General features: G+C 64.1%; 19 protein-coding genes. 9 read left to right on the forward strand and 10 right to left on the reverse strand.

All coding sequences use genetic code 11. The features are described from left to right. Positions 1-694: class A beta-lactamase (gene bla / locus EN993_RS16100; RefSeq protein ID WP_127264108.1), on the forward strand; the 694-nt coding region annotated here is incomplete at its 5' end. Positions 695-732: 38 nt separating this feature from the next. Here bla and EN993_RS16105 read toward each other — a convergent pair. From EN993_RS16105 to EN993_RS16145, 9 genes are all read right to left on the reverse strand, one after another. Then, entirely contained in the window at positions 733-2,241 is a 1,509-nt protein-coding gene (locus EN993_RS16105) for an aldehyde dehydrogenase family protein (RefSeq protein ID WP_127264110.1), read from the reverse strand. Between the two features lie 20 nt (positions 2,242-2,261). After that, a complete protein-coding gene (locus tag EN993_RS16110; RefSeq protein ID WP_127264112.1) occupies positions 2,262-2,606 on the reverse strand; it encodes a cupin domain-containing protein in 345 nt (114 codons plus the stop codon). 23 nt (positions 2,607-2,629) lie between these two features. After that, on the reverse strand, positions 2,630-2,971 hold the full coding sequence (locus EN993_RS16115; RefSeq protein WP_127264114.1) for a cupin domain-containing protein: 342 nt from the start codon (positions 2,969-2,971) through the stop codon (positions 2,630-2,632). 71 nt (positions 2,972-3,042) lie between these two features. Next, the gene (locus EN993_RS16120) at positions 3,043-3,393 is read right to left on the reverse strand and encodes a cupin domain-containing protein (RefSeq protein WP_127264116.1); all 351 of its coding nucleotides are present in this window, start codon (positions 3,391-3,393) and stop codon (positions 3,043-3,045) included. After that, complete coding sequence (locus EN993_RS16125) at positions 3,390-4,664, reverse strand: glycosyltransferase (protein WP_127264118.1); 1,275 nt, start codon at positions 4,662-4,664, stop codon at positions 3,390-3,392. The genes EN993_RS16120 and EN993_RS16125 overlap by 4 nt, the downstream gene beginning before the upstream one ends. A gap of 13 nt (positions 4,665-4,677) precedes the next feature. Further along, the gene (locus EN993_RS16130) at positions 4,678-5,751 is read right to left on the reverse strand and encodes an ABC transporter ATP-binding protein (RefSeq protein ID WP_127264120.1); all 1,074 of its coding nucleotides are present in this window, start codon (positions 5,749-5,751) and stop codon (positions 4,678-4,680) included. Then, positions 5,748-6,542, reverse strand: a complete 795-nt coding sequence (locus EN993_RS16135; RefSeq protein ID WP_127264122.1) for an ABC transporter permease — start codon at positions 6,540-6,542, stop codon at positions 5,748-5,750. The genes EN993_RS16130 and EN993_RS16135 overlap by 4 nt, the downstream gene beginning before the upstream one ends. Continuing rightward, positions 6,535-7,377, reverse strand: a complete 843-nt coding sequence (locus EN993_RS16140; RefSeq protein WP_127264124.1) for an ABC transporter permease — start codon at positions 7,375-7,377, stop codon at positions 6,535-6,537. Before EN993_RS16140 ends, EN993_RS16135 begins: the two co-directional genes overlap by 8 nt. 100 nt (positions 7,378-7,477) lie before the next feature. Next, positions 7,478-8,542: a spermidine/putrescine ABC transporter substrate-binding protein gene (locus EN993_RS16145; RefSeq protein WP_127264125.1), complete on the reverse strand. Its 1,065-nt coding sequence runs from the start codon at positions 8,540-8,542 to the stop codon at positions 7,478-7,480. Positions 8,543-8,782: 240 nt separating this feature from the next. On the opposite strand from EN993_RS16145, the gene EN993_RS16150 reads away from it, so the two are divergent. From EN993_RS16150 to EN993_RS16165, 4 genes are read left to right on the forward strand one after another with little or no spacing between them, the layout of a single operon-like run. Then, positions 8,783-9,721, forward strand: a complete 939-nt coding sequence (locus EN993_RS16150; protein ID WP_109664115.1) for a GntR family transcriptional regulator — start codon at positions 8,783-8,785, stop codon at positions 9,719-9,721. Between the two features lie 10 nt (positions 9,722-9,731). Continuing rightward, entirely contained in the window at positions 9,732-11,015 is a 1,284-nt protein-coding gene (locus tag EN993_RS16155; RefSeq protein WP_127264127.1) for a glycosyltransferase, read from the forward strand. A 5-nt stretch (positions 11,016-11,020) separates the two neighbouring features. Beyond that, entirely contained in the window at positions 11,021-12,403 is a 1,383-nt protein-coding gene (locus EN993_RS16160) for a glutamine synthetase family protein (RefSeq protein WP_127264129.1), read from the forward strand. After that, positions 12,403-13,692: an FAD-binding oxidoreductase gene (locus EN993_RS16165; RefSeq protein WP_127264131.1), complete on the forward strand. Its 1,290-nt coding sequence runs from the start codon at positions 12,403-12,405 to the stop codon at positions 13,690-13,692. The genes EN993_RS16160 and EN993_RS16165 overlap by 1 nt, the downstream gene beginning before the upstream one ends. Before the next feature lie 202 nt (positions 13,693-13,894). On the opposite strand, the gene EN993_RS16170 is transcribed toward EN993_RS16165, so the two are convergent. Then, positions 13,895-14,665, reverse strand: a complete 771-nt coding sequence (locus EN993_RS16170; RefSeq protein WP_109665368.1) for an IclR family transcriptional regulator C-terminal domain-containing protein — start codon at positions 14,663-14,665, stop codon at positions 13,895-13,897. A 120-nt stretch (positions 14,666-14,785) separates the two neighbouring features. On the opposite strand from EN993_RS16170, the gene EN993_RS16175 reads away from it, so the two are divergent. From EN993_RS16175 to EN993_RS16190, 4 genes are all read left to right on the forward strand, one after another. Then, positions 14,786-15,643: a CoA transferase subunit A gene (locus EN993_RS16175; RefSeq protein ID WP_127264133.1), complete on the forward strand. Its 858-nt coding sequence runs from the start codon at positions 14,786-14,788 to the stop codon at positions 15,641-15,643. Next, entirely contained in the window at positions 15,640-16,437 is a 798-nt protein-coding gene (locus EN993_RS16180; protein WP_109664129.1) for a CoA-transferase subunit beta, read from the forward strand. Before EN993_RS16175 ends, EN993_RS16180 begins: the two co-directional genes overlap by 4 nt. Position 16,438: 1 nt before the next feature. Then, positions 16,439-17,644, forward strand: coding sequence for a 3-oxoadipyl-CoA thiolase (gene pcaF / locus EN993_RS16185; RefSeq protein ID WP_127264135.1), 1,206 nt, complete (start codon positions 16,439-16,441; stop codon positions 17,642-17,644). Positions 17,645-17,797: 153 nt separating this feature from the next. Beyond that, positions 17,798-18,829 carry a BMP family protein gene (locus EN993_RS16190; RefSeq protein WP_127264136.1) on the forward strand — a complete coding sequence of 344 codons (1,032 nt, stop codon included), beginning with the start codon at positions 17,798-17,800 and terminating at the stop codon, positions 18,827-18,829. Positions 18,830-18,912 lie beyond the last annotated feature (83 nt).

An 18,912-nucleotide genomic window follows, 5' to 3' on the forward strand; every position in this document is an offset into this window, starting at 1 on the left:
TCGCGAGAACGAGCTGTTTCCGATGTGCAGCACCTTCAAGACGCTGGCGGCGGCGCTCATCCTGCATCGTGTCGATGGCGGCATCGAGCAGCTCGAGCGCAGCATCAAGATCCCGCACAACGCCATCATTGCCAATTCGCCGACGACCAAGAAGTTTGCCGGCGGCGAGATGACGGTGGCGCAGCTTTGCGAGGCCGCCGTGACGGTCAGCGACAATGGCGCGGCCAATCTGCTGCTGGAGTCCTTTGGCGGACCGCCGCAGCTGACGGCCTATCTGCGTTCGATCGGCGACAGTGTGAGCAGACTGGACAGGATCGAGCCGGAGCTGAACGAGTCGCTGCCAGGCGACGAGCGTGATACGACCTCGCCGCTGGCCATGGTTGAGGACTACGAGCGTCTCGCGCTCGGCAACAGCCTGTCGGACAAGAGCCGGGCGCAGCTTGTCGAATGGCTGGTGGCCAACAAGACCGGCGATGAGCGCATCCGGGCCGGGCTGCCGAAGGGCTGGAGGTGCGGCGACAAGACCGGCACCGGTGACCGTGGCAGTACCAATGACGCGGCGGTCATCTGGCCGGCTTCCGGCAATCCTATCTTGATGTCGGTTTACCTGACGGGCACGAAACAGAGCCTGACCAAGCGCAACGCTGTGATTGCTTCCGTCTCGCGCACGTTGGTCGAAGCGATCGAGGCATAAGCTCATATCGAGCAGCGCGCCTTGCCGCGCTGCTCCTCTCATACGTGCTTGCGGCCGCCGGTCTCGCGGAACCAGCTGTCGGGGTAGGGATACCACCAGTCCTGGATCGCCGGCTTGTGGTCGATGATCACCATCTTCGAGCGGCGGAACGCATCCAGCCCCTGGCGGCCGAGCTCGCGGCCGAGGCCGGAGGCCTTCCAGCCGCCAAAGGGCAGGGCGTCATTGTCGATCAGCGGATTGTTGACCCAGACCATGCCGGCCTCGAGTCGCTCGGCTGCCTCGTGGGCTTCGGCGAGATCGGTGGTGAAGACGGAAGCACCGAGCCCGAACGGGCTGTCATTGGCAAGCCGGATCGCCTCGTCGAAATCTTTCACCCGGCAGATGGCGGCGACCGGCCCAAAGCATTCTTCGCGCACGATGGCCATATCCGGGGTGACGCCGGTGAGGATGGTTGGCTCGTAGAACCAGCCGACATTGTGCGCCGGCGGAATGCGCCCGCCGGTCACCGCCTTGGCGCCGTGCGCGATGGCGTCGTCAACCAGGCGCATGACTTTTGCCCGTGCCGCTTCGCTGACCAGCGGGCCGATCTCGGTCTTGTCCATGCCGTTGCCGATGCGCAGCGCCCGTGTCCTTTCGGCGAACAGCTCGACGAAGCGGTCATGCACGGCATCGACGACGAAGAAGCGCTCGGCCGAAGTGCAGACCTGGCCGGTGAGGTGGAAGGCGGCGGTGACACTGCCGGCCGCCGCCACCTCGAGCGGGGCGTGTTCGCTGACGATCAGCGGATCGCTGCCGCCGGCCTCGATGACGCACGGTTTCATGCGCTCGGCGCAGGCCACCGCCACCGCCTTGCCGGCGGCGACCGAGCCGGTGAAGGCGACGGCATGGGTGCGATCGGAGGCGATCAGGGCCTGCGCGGTGGCCGCTCCACCGGGCAGGCAGGAGACCAGGCCTGCCGGCAGCGAGCGGAACACGGTCATGTAGTCTGATGTCGACAGCGTTGTCGCCTCGGCCGGCTTGATGATGCAGGCGTTGCCGGCGGCAAGCGAGGCGGCGACCGTCCAGCACATCAGTAGGATCGGGAAGTTGTAGGGCATGATGTGGACCGATACGCCATAGGGTTCGTAGCGCGCATACTGGAACGAACCGGCCTGCGTCGTGCCGGCGATCTTGCCGGCATCGTCGCGCGCCATCTCGGCATAGTAGCGGAAGATCGGTGCGCAATTGGCGATCTCGCCGATCGCTTCGGGATAGGGCTTTCCCATCTCGCGCACCATCAGCTCGGCGCAGCGGGTGAAATCGGCCGCTTCGATGGCGTTGGCGACGGCATGCAGGTGCTTGGCACGGCTCTTGGCGTCGAGCTTTTTCCAAGCGGCCTGCGCCTTGGTCGCTGCGGTGAGCACGGCGTCGATCTCGCCGTCGGTAGCGGCCGATATGGTGCCGACGGTTTCCAGCGTCGCCGGATCGATCACCGGCTTGTTCGTGCCAGCCATCGGCCGGTAATCGGGGTTGACGAAGAAAGCCGGACGGTCAGCTGAGAAATCCATGGGTATCCTCTCAGATCCGCTCAGCGGATCATGTAGACCTTTCTGATCGTCTCATGGACGGTGCAGACGCCTTTCCAGTCCTGCGGAAAGAAGGCTGCCGTATCCGGCTCGATCTCGATCACTTCGCCGGATTCATGCACATAGGTGCAGCGTCCCTCGAGGAAGTGACAGAACTCGTCGCGGGTGACGTGGCAGTGCCATTTGCCTGGCGTGCACACCCACAGGCCACATTCGGAACGGCCCCCCGGCCCCTTGTGCAGCAGCTTGCCCGAGGTGTGGGACTTACCCTCGATCATGGTCGGGATGACGCCCCAGTCGACGAGGTCTGACATGGCGAGCGGGGATCTCATGATGGGTGTGGTCATATCGATTTCCTTGAAATGAGAGCTCACCGGCACATGAAGGCCTTGGTCAGCGTTTGCGTGATGATGGAGATGCCGCTCCAGCCGGCGGGAAAGAACACGAGTGTGCCGGCCTCGACCGGGATCTGCTCGCCGTCGTCATGGATATAGCTGCCGCGTCCCGACAGGAAGTGGCAGAACTCGTCGGCGCCAAAGATGACCTTGCGCGTGCCCGGCGTGCACGACCACAGGCCGCATTCGCTCGATCCGTCCGGGTTCTGGGACAGGATCCTGCCCGAGGCGCGCGGCGAACCGGCGAGCGTGTTGCTGCCCGCGCCCCAGTCCTCCAGTTTCACTCTCGAGGCCTTCGGCCAGTGTGGTGTCGGCATGTCTTGCTCCGATTCTTGCTTAAGCATGATCTTGTCCGAAAAACCGGCTCCCACTTTTCGGGATCATGCTCTCAGGCCAGCATGTAGAGGTTGCGCATAGTCTCATGCACGGTGCATTCGCCCGTCCAGCCGGCGGGGAACATGACCACGGTCCCGGCGGAGACTTCTATCACCTCACCGACATCCGACCGGTAGGTCGCGCGGCCGGCGACGAAATGGCACAATTCATCGCGCGGGATGCTGAGCCGCCAGCGGCCCGGCGTGCAGACCCAGATACCGGATTCCGGCTGGTTGTTCGGGCCCTTGTGCACGAGTTTGCCGGTCGAGTGCGAAGCGCCTTCCAGCGCGTCGGGTTGAACGCCCCAGTCGACGAGATCGGTGCGGGTCGAGGCCTGGTGGAGGTGTGGTGCGGAGGAGGTCACAGCAACTTCTCCAACAACCCAGCCGCCTTTTCCGGACCGTTCTGCGAATGCATCCGTGCCGAGGTCTTCGCCAGCTTCGCCTTCATCGCCGGGTCGCTCAGGCAGGCTTCGATCCTGGCGATCAGCTCGGCATCGGTCCAGTCGTAGCGCGGCATGCCGAAGCCGTGGCCGGTTTCCTCGACGCGGGTGGCATTGTCGTGGCCGTCCCAGACATAGGGCATGATGATCGCGGGCTTGCCGAAATAGAGGCACTCGGTGAACGAGTTGTTGCCGCCATGGTGGATCACCGCGTCGACCTGCGGGATCACCGAGGGCTGCGGGAACCAGCCCTCCACGATGACGTTGCCAGGGACGTCGGTGTACTGGTCCTTGTAGCCGCCGACATTGACCAGCGCCCGGTAGCGAGTCTTGCCCAGCGTCGCGATAATGCGCTTCAACAGCTCGACATCGCCGGCACCCAGGCTGCCGAAAGAGACATAGAGCAGCGGCCCGTCATTGTTTTTCGCGAAGGTCGGTACCGTGTACGGCTTCTCCTGCCGCACGCAGCCTTCCAGATACTGAAACTTGGCCGGGTCGAGCGGATGGCGGCGCTTGAACTTCGCCGCTTCGGGGTAGAGCAGCAGGTTGAGATAGGGCGAGGCCTCGAAGAACTGGCCGATCGGATAGGGCGCCTCGTTGTTGGCGGTGAGGAAGGTGTTGAAGTCGTCATGGATCGGCTTGATGACGGCGTTGAAATGGTCGCGGTAGCGCTGGTGCCCGACATGGTCGTTCTCGCCGCAGCCCGACAGATGCGGCGGGATGTTCTCATCCTCAATCTCGTTTTCCGAGCAGGAGATGACGCGTACCCACGGCTTGCCGTACTGCTTTATCGCCGGGAACAGGATGACGTTGTCGACGCAGATCACGTCAGGCTTGATGGCCGAGAGAACGCCCGGCAGATCCTTCTGCGCCCATTTGGCACTGTCGACGATCGCCGTCCAGCAATCCTTGACGTAATTGTCGACCTGGTCGTAGGGCGATTTGCGGAAGTTGGGGATGTGGCCGTTGATGAAATCCTCCCAGAATTTCGCCATCTGTTCGGGCGGCATCGGCTCGGACAGGTTCACCGGATGCGCCTCGAAGCCGTAGCCCTTATAGACATCGACGAAGCCGGGGTCGGACAGGAACACCGCTCTGTGGCCGCGAGCCTCGACCGCCTGGGCGATGCCAACGGAATTGAGCGCCGGGCCGTAGGCGGCTTCTGGAAAAAACGCGATCGTCTTCTGCGCCATCAAGCTTCTCCTGTCATTCTGCGAAAATTCTGACATCGGCGGCGTCCCAGCCGAGTTCGACGTGGTCGCCCGACGAAACCGGCCTGCGGTCGGCGGCATCAGCGGTGACGCGCACCAGGAACGGTTTTGGCGACAGGGGCGTGCGGACATGCAGCTGCAGGTCAAGCCCCTGATAGGCCAGCGCCTCGACCGTGCCGGTGGTGCGGTTGGCGGTTTCCGCCGATGGGAACAACCGGATGCGCTCGGGCCGTACCGACGCGACAGCGGACGCCCCGGGCGAAAGCGTTCCGGGAACCTTGCCGGATATCTGCACGCCGTTCGCGGCTGCAACCCCATCGGGGGCGGCTTTGCCCGGCACAAAATTCATCACGCCAATGAAGTCGGCGACGAAACGGTCGGCCGGATGCTCATAGATCGCGTGCGGCGTGTCGCATTGCAGCAGCTTGCCGTCCTTCAGCACCGCCATGCGGTCGGCCATGACGAGCGATTCTTCCTGGTCATGGGTGACGATGACGAAGGTGATGCCGACCTCGTGCTGCAGGCGCTTCAGCTCCAGCTGCATGGCGCCGCGCAGTTTCTTGTCGAGCGCGCCGAGCGGCTCGTCGAGCAGCAGCAGCCGTGGCCGCTTGACCAGCGCGCGGGCGAGCGCGACGCGCTGCTTCTGGCCGCCTGACAATTGCCCCGGCTTGCGGTCGGCGAAGGGGACGAGCTCTGTCGTCGCCAGGATGGCGTCAACGCGGGAGTGGATTTCTGACGCCGGCAAACGTTCCATCTCAAGGCCGTAGGAGACATTGGCGCGGACGCTCATATGCGGGAACAGCGCGTAGGACTGGAACATCAGATTGACCGGCCGCTTGTTGGGCGGGGTTTTCGCGATGTCGCTTCCGTCGAGCAGGATGCGCCCGTCATTGGGCGTCTCGAACCCGGCAAGCATGCGCAGCAGCGTGGTCTTGCCGCAGCCAGACGGTCCGAGCAGCGCGAAGAACTCGTTCTCCCTTATGTCGAGCGAGATGCCGTCGACAGCCGTCACCCGGCCGAAATTCTTCGACACCTTGTCGATGGCCAGCAGCGTGCGCGGTTCGCTCATTGGCCTATGATCCCACGGTTGAGCCGCTGCGACAGGGTCAGCGCGGTGATCGAGACCGCCATGACGATGGTCGCCAGCGCATTGATCTCCGGCGTGATGCCGAAGCGGATCATCGCGTAGATCTGCATCGGCAGCGTCGTCGAGGCGCGCCCGGCGCCAGCGGTGAAGAAGGCGATGATGAACTCGTCGACCGAGAGCGTGAAGGCAAGCAGCGCACCGGCGATGACCGCCGGCGCGATGACCGGCAATGTCACCCGCCGGAAGGTGGTGAGCGCGGAGGCGCCGAGATCGGCGGAGGCCTCGACGATAGACCAGTCGAAGCTCTTCAGCCTTGCGCGCACCACCGAGCAGACGAAGGCGAGGTTGAAGACGACATGGGCGAGGATGATGGTGTGCAGACCCATGGTCAGGTTGTGCATGGAGAAGAACGAGAGCAGCGCGATCGCCAGCACGATGTCGGGAATGATCATCGGCGCGAAGATCAGCGCTTCGAGGCCCTTGCCGTATTGCCGGCGCATCTCGATGCCGATCGCCAGCAGCGTGCCGAGCAGCGTGGCGATCGCGGTCGAGACCAGCGCCACGATCAGCGTGTTGAGCGCGGCCGAGAGGATGGCGGAATTGCCGGCCAGCGAGGCATACCATTTCAGCGAAAAGCCCGACCAGGCCGTCGGCAGCCCGCCTTCGTTGAAGGACAGCGCCACCAGCACGGCGATTGGGATGTAGAGGAAGGCGAAGACGAGGCTCAGCACGATCCAAAGCGCTCGCCGCGTCGCGGGGGATCGCTCAGCCATCTGTGTCTCCACCGGCTTGCGCGGCGTGCCCCGAGGCGCGATTGGCGGCGAGCGCCTGCGCCATCAGCACCACAAGCATGATGGCGATCAGCGCCATCGCCAGGGCCGCGCCGAACGGCCAGTCATTGGCGGTGAGGAACTGGTCGTAGACGAGATTGCCGATCATCTGGAAACGGCCGCCGCCGAGCAGCGTCGGGGTGACGAAATTGCCGATCGACAGCACGAAGACAAACACCGCGCCGGCGGCGATGCCGGGCACGGTCAGCGGCAGGATGACACGGCGGAATGTGGTGGCGGCTGAAGCGCCGAGGTCACGCGAGGCCTCGGCCAGTTCCGGGTTGAGGCGCGACAGCGGCGCGTAGCAGGCGAGGATGACGAAGGGCAAATAGTTGTAGACCAGGCCTGCGATGACCGCACCCTCGGTGTAGAGCATCGACGGCGGCTCGCCGGTGTAGCCGAACCAGCGCAGGAGTTGCGTGATCAGGCCTTCGCGGTTGAGCAGCACGATCCAGGCATAGGTGCGGATCAGGTAATTGGACCAGAACGGCAGCACGGCAAAGAACAGGAACACCGGCTGCCACCGGCGCGGGGCCGCTGCGATGGCGTAGGCGGCGGCATAGCCAATCACCACCGCGATCAGCGTGGCCGTGCCGGCGATACGCGCCGAATTGAGGAAAATGCCGGCATAGAGCGGGTCGACGACCAGCCCGAAATTCTCGAGCGTGAAGGTGTAGTCGATACCGCCATAGATGCCGCGCCGAAAGAAGGCGAGCGCCAGCACCAGCGCGCACGGCACCACCATCAAGGCCGCGAGCCAAGCCAGGGCCGGGGCCATCAGGAGGGAGGAGCGAAGTCGGGTCTGGGACAATTCTGGGCTACCGCTCAGGGTCGGCGGCAGAAGCGCCGCCGGCCGTGATGTCTGGTTTTGACGCCGCCTACTGCGCCGCCTTGATCTCGCTGACGATCTTCGAATAGTCGCGCTGGGCATCGCCGACGTCACGCAACTGCTCGAACTTGACGAGATCTGCCACCGGCATCGCCATATTGGGGAATTTTGCCAGGAAATCGGCCGGCAGGCTTTCCATCGCCGGCTTGTTCGGCACCTTGTAGTCGATGTTCTGCGCCGCCCAGGCATGGTTCTTGGCGTCGAGCATGAAGTTGATGAACTGGAAGGCGGCGTCCTTGTTGGCGGAGGCCTTCATCACCACCATCGTGTCGACCCAGAGGTCCGAACCTTCCTTGGGGATCACGTATTTGATCTCGGGCTTCTCGGCGATGCCGTAATTGCACCAGCCGTCCCATGCCTGCACCATCAGCGCCTCGCCGGACACCAGCTTGGAATAGAAGGTGGTGTCGTCATAGGCGAGCAGGGTTTTCTTGGCCGAGATCAGCAGATCCTTGACTTCGGCCATCTTGGCCGGGTCGGTTTCGTTGACCGAATAGCCCTTGTCGAGCTGCCCGGCGGCCAGCAGCCAGCGGTCGGTCGCCAGCATGGTGGTCTTGCCCTTCAATTCGTCGGAAGGGGCGAGCAGGTCGCTCCAGCTGGTCGGCGCTGTCTTCACCAGATCCGAGCGGTAGCAGAGGCCGGTGGTTCCCCAGGTGTAGGGGACCGAGAATGCATTGCCGACATCGTGCGGCAGCTTGGTTGCCTCGGGATAGAGATTGGTGAGGTTCGGGATCTTGGCGTGGTCGATCGGCTCGGTCAGGCCGAGCTTGTTCAGCACCTCGGCGAAGGGCGAGGAGACGAAGACCACGTCATAGCCCTTGCCGCCGGCGGCGATCAGCTTGCCCATGATTTCTTCGTTGGTGGCGTGCACGACCACTTCACCCGAAACGCCGGTTGCGGTCTTGAAGGCGGCCATGGCGTCGGGCGCCATGTAGCCGTCCCAGTTGGAAATGACGAGGTCGGCAGCCAGCGCCGGCGCGGACAGCGCCAAGGCCAGGCCAAGTGCGATCGAAGATGTTTTCAGCGCACGGCGTCGCAGGCTGGTAGCGATCATGACAGACTCCCATTTCGGTTGATCGTCGAATTTCATTCGCCGGACCAACGCTTGCGACCCGTGCCGCTACCTCGATCCTGTTCCCTCGGTCTTTTTCTCGCCGATTGTCCTGACAGTACTATTGCAGAAAAAAGTACGTCAATCCATAATTTGTCAAGCGACCGAGGAATCTGGCCGATTGCGTCCGCGCTGGCGATCGGTCAAATCAATGCGGTCATGTCGCTTTCCACGAGACCAGTCATGCAAGCCGTAGCCCGACGACCTCGCACCAACCATCTCGATCTGGCGCAGCGCATCCTGGATGTGGCGCGGCAGCGCGGTTTTGAGCCCGGCGCACGCTTGCCGGAGCAGCAGATCGCCTCGCTGTGCAATGTCTCGCGCACGCCGGTGCGGGCGGCTCTTGGCCTACTCGCGGAACGGGGTGTCGTTCGCTGGGAGGCGGATTCCGGGTATCATCTGGCGATCGACCTCACCGCGCAGGCTTCAGTCGCCACGGAACTGCCCGCCGCCGAGGAGGACGAGCTGGCCGAGGCGATCCTGCGCGACCGGTCGGCGCGGCGGCTGGACCAGACTGTGACCGTCGCGGGGCTGATGCGGCGGTACAGTGCCGAGCGCAAGACGGTACTAAAAGCGCTCAACAAACTGACAGAAGAGAATCTTCTGGACCGTGCGCCTGGCCAATCCTGGCTGTTTCGGCGCACGCCCGACGATCCGGAGGCGCAAGGCGACAGCTATGAGTTCCGCTTGCTGCTGGAGCCCGCGGCCATCCTGACGCCGGGCTTCCGGCTGGACGGGGCGCGTGCGGCGACGTTGCGCCAGGGCATGGAAGCGCTGGTGGCGCTGCCGGACGCCGCATTCGACACACGTGAGTTCCAGCGGCTGGACATCGATTTTCATGGCATGCTCGCCGAGGGCTGCGCCAACCGCTTCGTTGCCGACGCGCTGGCCGATCACCTCAGGCTGCGCCGATTGCCCGGCATTTATGCCGGCGTCAACGTCTTCCGGTTGCGGCAATCGCTGCGCGAACACCTTGTTATACTCGACCATCTTGAAAGCCTGCAGTATGAGGTGGCGGCCGATCTGCTTCGCATCCACCTGCGGCTCTCCCGAAACCAGCGACCGCAAGCGGCCAGTCGCGGGGCTCCCGCCCTGTTCGGCATGATCAGCCGGCCGGATTGACGAGGATTAATTGACGCGTAAAGCCAGCCCGACCATCGCGCTGTTCCCCGAAGCCAGTTTCGGCGCGGCGTTGAATTGCGTTGGGATCGCGCAGGCGCTGCGTGCGAGAGGCGCCCGGCCGGTCTTCATCTGCCATGCCGGCTTCTCCGGCGTCTTTGCCGACTATGGTTTCCAGGAATACCAGCTGCCGACCGACGAGCCGCTGAGCGACAGCGAACGCCAGAGCTACTGGCAGGCCTTCGTGCGCAGGCACCTGCCGCATTTCAGGCTTAGCCCGATCGACCAGCTCGAAACCTATGTCGCGCCGACCTGGCAAGCGATCGTCGACACGGCGGTCAACGCGGAGGGGCCGCTGCGGCAATTGCTGGCGCGGCTGAAGCCGGATGCGGTGGTGCTCGACAATGTCATCATGTTTCCGGCGATCGCTGCCGCCGGCTGCCCCTGGGTGCGCGTCGTCTCCTGCGCTGAAACCGAGCTTCCGGACGCTGAAGTGCCGCCCTATCTGTCGGGACTTGGCGTGGATGACCCGCAACGCGGGGCGTTCGAGGCCCGCTATCTCACGGCCTCGGCAGCGGCGCATGACCGCTTCAACCGCTTTCGGATGGATGCCGGCCTGGCGCCGCTGCCGAAGGGCCTGTTCCTGGAGACATCGCCCGACCTCAATTTGCTGCTGACCCCGACGATCGTGCGCCGCGAGCGCGCCGAGCCGCTCGACCCGGCCCGCTTCGTCTATCTCGAAGGCTGCGTGCGTTCGGAGGGGCCATTTGAGGTGCCGGTGTTTCCGCGCAATGGCGGGCCGCTGGTCTATGTCAGCTTCGGCAGCCTGGGCGCCATGGATGTCGGCCTGATCGAGCGGATGCTGGCGGTATTCGACAGGCTGCCCGCCCGCTTCATCGTCAATGCCGGCGGCCTGCGCGACGCCTATCGCGCGGTGCCCGACAACGTCTATCTCGACGCCTGGTTTCCACAGCCCTCGGTGGTGGCAAAGTCCGACCTGTTCATCCACCACGGCGGCAACAACAGCTTTTGCGAAGCGCTGCGCTTCGGCGTGCCGTCGCTGATCATGCCCTATTGCTGGGACGGACATGACAATGCGCGCCGCGCCGGAGAGACCGGCGTCGGTGACCATATCGGCCGCGACGCCTGGACCGAAGGAGTATTGGAGAAAGCCATTCTCGGCCTGCTGGCCGACGATGCCATGCGTGCCCGCCTTAGGGACAACGCAGCCCAAATGGCGCTGCAACCCGGAACGGATGTGGCCGCGCAAGCCATACTCTCTCTGACACGGACATGAACGAAATGCCTGACAAAATCACGACGAATACCTCGCTCTCCAGCAGCAACGATCCCAAGAGCTGGCTGGCCCAGCACGGCATCAACGAGGTCGAGTGCCTGGTACCCGACATGAACGGCGTGCTGCGCGGCAAGGCCTTGCCGACGGCCAAGTTCCTCAAGGCGCTGGAAGACCGCGCGCTTTATCTGCCGAGCAGCGCCTTCCTGGTCAGCATCGACGGCCGTTATTCCGGCTCGATCGACGAGGGTTTTGCTTATTCGGATCCGGACATGCGTATGGTGCCCGACGTTTCGACGCTCTGCCTGGCGCCCGGCGCCGCTGAGGGCAAGGCCTATGTCTTTGCCGACGCCTTCCATATGGACGACCGGCCATGGATGGCCTCGCCGCGGCATGTGCTCAGGGCCGTGCTCGATCTCTACGCCCAGCGCGGCTGGCGAGCGGTGGTGGCGCCCGAGGTGGAATTCTATCTGACCGCGCCCAATCCCGATCCTGATCGGCCGCTGACTGCGCCGGTCGGCGCCAATGGCCGAGCCGAGACCGTGCAGCATCCCTATGACATGGCGGCACTCGAGGAGTTCGAGCCGGTGATCCGGCGCATCTATGATTATGCGGCGGCGGCCGGGTTGCCGCTCGACACGCTGATCCATGAATCGGGAACGGCACAGCTGGAGATCAATTTCCTGCACGGCGACGCGTTGCCGCTGGCCGACAAGGTGCTGCTGTTCAAGCGGCTGACGCGCCAGGCCGCGCAGCAAAGCGGTATGCGCGCCACCTTCATGGCCAAGCCGATCGCGGCGCAGGCGGGAAGCTCGATGCATCTGCACATGTCCATCATCGACGAGGCCGGCAAGACGCTGTTTGCCGGCACTGATGATGCCGATACCGAGATGTTCGGCCACTTCATTGGTGGCATGCAAAAATTCGTCCCCGAAATCATGCCGCTGTTCGCGCCCAACGTGAACTCGTTCCGCCGCATAAGGCCCAACCACAGCGCGCCGGCCAACATCGAGTGGTCGCATGACAATCGTTCCTGCGGCCTGCGCGTGCCGGCCGGTGGACGCGCCGCGCGGCGGGTGGAGAACCGGTTGCCCGGTGCTGATTCCAATCCTTATCTGGCGATCGCCGGCTCGCTGCTTGCCGGCTATCTCGGCGTCGAACAGAAACTGGTGCGCTCGCCCGAGGCGTCGGGCAATGCCTACAAGATCAAGAGCACGCTGCCGAAAACCATGGAGGAGGCGCTCGACCGTTTCGAGGCGTGTGAGCCGGTGCGGGCGTTGCTCGGCGAGGATTTCTTCCAGAGTTATCTTCGCGTCAAGAGCGTTGAGCTCGACCTGTTCCAGGGCGTGGTGACGAGCTGGGAACGCGACCACCTGCTGCTCAAGGTGTAATGATGGGCTTCAATTCCGGCCTGGATATCGGCAAATCCTACTATGTCGCGACGGCAAATCCGTCGCCGGACCATCCGGCTTTGCAGGGTGACAGCGACGCCGATCTTGTGGTGGTCGGCGGCGGCTGCACCGGCCTGTCCGCCGCCCTTCATGCCGCCGAGCGCGGCCTGAAGGTGGTGCTGCTCGAGGGCGGCAAGATCGGCTGGGGCGCCTCGGGCCGCAATGGCGGCCAGATGATCCCCGGCCTGCGCAAGGGCGCGAAGGGGCTGGTCAAGCTCTATGGACCCGAACGTGCAAAAGCGCTGTTCGACCTTGCCTTCGAGGCGCGCGGGCTGGTGCTCGATATCATCGAGCGCCACGCCATCGATTGCGATCTCAGGCTGACCGGTCATCTCGTCGGCGCGGTCAACGGCTCCGATCTCAAGGACCTCGAGGAAGAGGCCGAGTGCCTGGCCACGGTGATGAAGTTTCCGCATGCCGAAATCCTGTCGGCGGCTGAAGCGCGCGGCAAGGTCGACACGCCCTATCATGGCGCCATGTACGAGCCGCTTGGCGGCCACATGCACCCGCTCAACTACACGCTCGGCCTCGCTCGCGCCGCGGTTGCTGCCGGCGTCACCATCCATGAGAATTCGGTGGCGGTGAGGCTGGAGCGCGAGCCTTCGATCCGCGTCTCGACATCAAAGGGTTCGGTCCGGGCCAAGCATGTCGTGCTGGCGGGCGATGCGCTGCTCAATGGGCTGGAACCGCGCGTCAACAGCCGCATCATGCCGGTCGGCAACTACATCGTCGCCACCGAGCCGCTGGAGGGCAAGCGCAATGTCATCCCGGCCAATGTCGCGGTGTCAGACACCCGCTTCGTCGTCAACTACTACCGGATGTCGGCGGATGGACGCCTGCTGTTCGGTGGCGGCGAGCGTTACACGCCGTCACCGCCGGCCGATATCGCCGGTTTCGTGCGCCCGCATATGGAGAAAACCTTCCCGCAGCTTCAGGGCTGCCGCATCGATCATGCCTGGGGTGGGCTGGTGTCGGTGACGACGTCGCGGCTGCCGCATGTCGGGCACTATGGCGAGGTCTATTTCGCGCATGGCTATTCCGGCAAGGGCGTCATCCTGTCGACGCTGTCTGGCAAGCTCCTGGCCGAAGCGATCACCGGCGACGCCTCGCGGCTCGATCTGTTCTCGACGCTGACCCCGATGCCTTTCCCCGGCGGCACGGCACTGCGCGGCCCGCTCTATGTGCTCGGCATGCTGTGGTATGCGATGAGGGATCGCATCAAGCATTGAAGAGCGTTCGTCAGCTGGGCCATCGCGTATGAGAGGCCCCCTCATCCGGCCGCTTCGCGGCCACCTTCTCCCCGAGGGGAGAAGAGGCTGTCATCAACGCTGGCGATCTCCTCTCCCTCGGGGAGAGGTCGGATTGTCCCGAATTGCCCTTTGCAATTCGGTTGGCAATCCGGGTGAGGGGGCACTTGCTCATGTGCGACTGCTAAACCACAAAGAAATCCTCAATCCGCTGCCTGGCCTCCAGCAGCGCGGGCAGGATCTCCCGCTCCATCTCCGCGACCGAAAACCGCGCGGACTGGGTCGAGACGTTGATTGCCGCGACCGTGCTTCCTGAGCGGTCGCGGATCGGCACGGCGATGGAGCGTAGGCCGAGTTCCAGTTCCTCATCGACGATGGCAAAGCCGTCCACTTTCGCCTTGCCGATGGCGCCGGTCAGCAGCCTGATGTCGGTGATCGTCTTCGGCGTTCGTTTTTCGATCGTCGCCTGGCCGAGGAATGCGTCCAACTCCTGGGGCGTCAAGCCAGCAAGCAGGATGCGCCCCATCGAGGTGCAATAGGCCGGCAGCCTGGTGCCGACATCGAGCGACACGCTGAGGATGCGGCGGCCGGGAATGCGGGCGACATAGACGACATCCTGGCCAGATAGGATCGCTGCCGAGCAGGCCTCGTTCAGTTGCGCCGCCACCGCGCGCATGATGGGTGCAGCGAAGCTCCATAGCGAGGCGCCGCCGAGCCAGGTGCGGGCAATCGTCAGCAGGCGTGGCGACAGGGAGAACACGCGGCCGGCTTGCGTTGCATAGCCGGTGGCGGTGAGCGTCAGCAGAAAACGGCGGGCGCCGGCGCGGGTCAGGCCCGCTGCTTCGGCCATTTCGGTCAGCGTCATGCCCGAGGGGTGGCGGGCCAGGATCTCCATGACGGCAAGGCCGCGTTCAAGCGAGCCGACATGATCACGGGAGGGGGCCTCTTCGTCCATCTTGTCTCCGCGGAACGGCATCGCCGTCAAGATTGACTCCGCGCCCTCGCTCAGCGTAGAAAGTATCGCATATAAAACATATGTTCGCAATACGAACTTTCTGAATCCGGAGCCGATGCGATGGTCAAGTTCCTGCCGCTGAAACAGGCCGTGGCCGAGAATTTGAACAGCGGCGACACCGCTGCCTTCGAGGGCTTCACCCATTTGATCCCGACGGCGGCGGCGCATGAGGCGATCCGCCAGGGGTTTCGCGACCTGACATTGATCCGCATGACGCCGGACCTGATCTACGACCAGATGATCGGCATGGGCATGGCGAAGAAAATCGTCTTCTCCTATGTCGGCAATCCCGGCGTCGGCCTGCTGCGGCGCGCCCGAGATGCCATCGAGAACGGTTTTCCCAGATCGATCGAGATCGAGGAGCACAGCCATGCCGGCATGGCCAACGCTTATGAGGCGGGCGCGGCCGGTCTGCCCTGCGCGGTGTTCCGCGGCTATCGTGGCGCTGGCCTGGCGGCGGTCAATCCGAACATCAAGTCTGTCACCTGTCCGTTCACCGGCGAGGTGCTAGCGGCCGTTCCCTCGATCCGGCCTGACGTCACCTTCATCCATGCGCAGAAGGCCGACCGGAAAGGCAATGTGCTGGTCGAAGGCATTATCGGCATCCAGAAGGAAGCCGTGCTGGCGGCCAAACGCGCGGTGGTGACGGTCGAGGAAGTGGTCGACAATTTCGACGATCTGCACCCCAATCTGACTGTGCTGCCGCGCTGGACGATTGCCGCGATATCGGTCGTGCCCGGCGGTTCGCATCCGTCCTACGCGCATGGCTATTATGCGCGCGACAATGCCGCCTATCTGGAATGGGACGAGATCGCCGCCGACCGTGACAAATTCCAGGCGTGGATGCAGGCCAATGTCATGGAGAAGAGCGCCGACGATTTCGAGGGCAGAGTCGAGCATCTGAGGAAAGCGGCATGAGCGACAGTCCGGACTTCACCCCCAACGAGATGATGACGATCGCCGCCAGCCGCGCGCTGCGCAATGACGATGTCTGCTTCGTCGGCATCGGCGCGCCGTCCGCCGCCTGCAATGTAGCGCGGCTGACGCATGCGCCTGACATCACCTTGATCTACGAGAGCGGCACGATCGGCACCGCACCTGACGTGCTGCCGCTGTCGATCGGCGACGGCGAATTGTGCGAGACCGCTGTCACCACCGTCGCGGTGCCGGAAATGTTCCGCTACTGGCTGCAGGGCGGCCGCATCTCGATCGGCTTCCTTGGTGCGGCGCAGCTCGACAAGTTCGGCAACATCAACACCACGGTCATCGGTGACTATTTCCATCCCAAGACAAGGCTGCCCGGCGGCGGCGGCGCGCCGGAGATCGCGACTTCATCGAAGGAGATCTACATCACCATGGCGCAGACCAAGCGCGGCATGGTCGAGAAGATCGACTTCTTCACCTCCTTCGGCCATGGCGAGGGTGGCGACCATCGCAAACGGCTGGGTATCGACACATCAGGCCCGACCTTGCTGATCACCGACCTCGCCATCTGGAAGCCGGATCCGGTGAGCAAGGAATTCACGGTGGTGTCGCTGCATCCAGGCGTCACCCGCCAGCAGGTGCAGGAGAGCTGTGGCTGGGTGGTTAAGTTCGCCGAGGCGCTTGACGAAACGCCGCCGCCAAGCGAACTCGAACTCAAGACATTGCGCGACCTGCAGGCCCGCACCAAGGCGGCGCATGAGGGAACCGGAAAAGCAAAGGCTGCATGACATGGCCGAGGCCTATATCTGCGACTACATCCGCACGCCGATCGGCCGCTTCGGCGGTTCTCTGTCTTCGGTACGATCAGACGACCTCGGCGCCATACCGCTAAAGGCGCTGGCCGAGCGCAATGCCGGCATCGACTGGCAGGCGATCGACGACGTCGTCTATGGCTGTGCCAACCAGGCCGGCGAGGACAACCGCAATGTGGCGCGCATGGCGCTGTTGCTGGCAGGCTTGCCGAAGGAGGTGCCGGGCTCGACCGTCAACCGCCTGTGCGGCTCGGGCATGGACGCGCTGACCATCGCAGCTAGGGCCATCAAGGCAGGCGAAGCGGAGCTGATGATCGCGGGCGGCGTCGAATCGATGAGCCGGGCGCCCTTCGTCATGCCCAAGGCCGACACGGCGTTTTCGCGCAACGCCGAGATTTACGATACCACCATCGGCTGGCGCTTCGTCAACCCACTGATGAAGAAGCAATATGGCGTCGATTCGATGCCGGAGACCGGCGAGAACGTCGCGGAAGAGTTCGCCATCTCCCGCGCGGACCAGGACGCCTTTGCCGTGCGCAGCCAGGACAAGGCCGTCGCCGCGCAAGCCAAGGGCCGGCTGGCCAAGGAGATTACCCCGGTGACGATCCCGCAGCGCAAGGGCGATGCGGTGGTCGTGTCGAAGGATGAGCATCCGCGCGCGGGCTCAACGGTCGAGGCGCTGGCCAAATTGCCAACGCCGTTCCGGCAGGGCGGCACGGTGACGGCCGGCAATGCGTCGGGCGTCAATGACGGGGCGGCGGCGCTGATCGTTGCATCCGAGGCAGCGGTGAAGAAATACGGCTTGACGCCGATCGCCCGTATCCTTGGCGGGGCCGCCGCCGGCGTGGCGCCGCGCATCATGGGCATCGGCCCAGCGCCGGCGACGCAAAAACTCTGCGCGCGGCTTGGCCTGACGCCGCAACAGTTCGATGTCATCGAGCTCAACGAAGCCTTTGCCTCGCAAGGCATAGCCGTGCTGCGCCAGCTCGGCATCGCCGAGGATGCGGAACACGTCAACCCGAATGGCGGCGCCATCGCGCTCGGCCATCCCTTGGGCATGTCGGGCGCCCGCATATCCGGCACGGCGGCGCTGGAGCTGCGCGAACGTGGCGGCCGTTATGCGCTTGCCACCATGTGCATCGGCGTCGGCCAGGGCATTGCGATCGCGCTCGAACGGGCTTGACCAGCAGCCTTCGCTTGGCCGGCTAAGATCAAGAATCCGGTGCGTGGTCAAATTTGACCACGTGGACAAAAGTCCGGCGTCGTTCCATAGTTCCCCGTCTGATATTTTCACGAACAGCCGGCTCGACACGGCTGTCGAACAGAGGGGAATGCAATGGAAAACCGGAAGAACAGATTCCAGACAGAGCGCGAAGGGCTTTCGCGACGCAACGTGCTGGAGCTGGGCGCACTTGGCCTGGCCGCAGCCATGCTGCCAGGCGCTGCCTTCGGCAAGGACAAGAAGCTGAAGGTGGCGGCGATCTTCGCCACGCCGATCGAGGAGCCGTGGGACAACCAGATCCATGTCGCCTTGCAGAAGGCCGAGAAGGAACTCGGCATCGAATACAAATGGTCCGAGAAGGTGCAGACCGCCGATTTCAGCCGTGTCATGCGCGAATATGCGCAAGGCGGCTATCAGCTGGTGCTGGGCGATGCCTTTGCCGCCGAGCGTGAATCGCGCCGCACGGCCAAGCAGTTCCCGAAGACCGCCTTCCTGTTCGGCTCCGGGGCCGGCCCGGCGGAACCGAACTTCGGCGTCTTCGACAACTGGATTCACGAGCCGGCCTATCTCTCCGGCATGATCGCCGGCAAGATGTCGAAGTCGGGCACGATCGGCGCCGTCGCGGCGATGGGCATCCCGGAAGTCAACCGACTGGTCAACGCCTTCTTCGCCGGCGCCAAGGAGGTCAATCCGAACATCAAGAAGAAGGTCGCCTTCATCGGTTCCTTCTTCGATCCGCCAAAAGCCAAGGAAGCGGCGGTCGCGCAGATCGACGCCGGTGTCGACGTCATCTATGCCGAGCGCTTCGGTGTCATCGAAGCGGCGGTGGACAAGAAGATCCTTGCCATCTCCAACATGTCCGACCAGTCGAGCCTCGGCCCCGACACGGTGATCACCGGCCCGGTCTGGGACATGTATCCGACGGTCGAGCAGGCCATCAAGCTGGTCAAGGCCGGCGTCTTCACCGCGCAGGACTATGGCGATTTCTCGCGCATGGCCAAGGGTGGCTCGCATCTGGCGCCCTACCACAAGTTCGACAAGACGCTGCCGGCGGACGTCAAGGAGCTGATCGAGAAGAAGAAGGCCGAGATTCTGGAAGGCAATTTCCGGGTGGATGTCGACGAGAACACGCCGGTTTCGGATTGAGTTTTACCCTCCCCCTTGTGGGGAGGGTCGATCCGCGAAGCGGAGCGGGGTGGGGGTCTTCGGCGCAGCACCCCCACCCCGTC

The organism is Mesorhizobium sp. M7D.F.Ca.US.004.01.2.1, from assembly GCF_003997785.1.
Classification (GTDB): domain Bacteria; phylum Pseudomonadota; class Alphaproteobacteria; order Rhizobiales; family Rhizobiaceae; genus Mesorhizobium; species Mesorhizobium loti.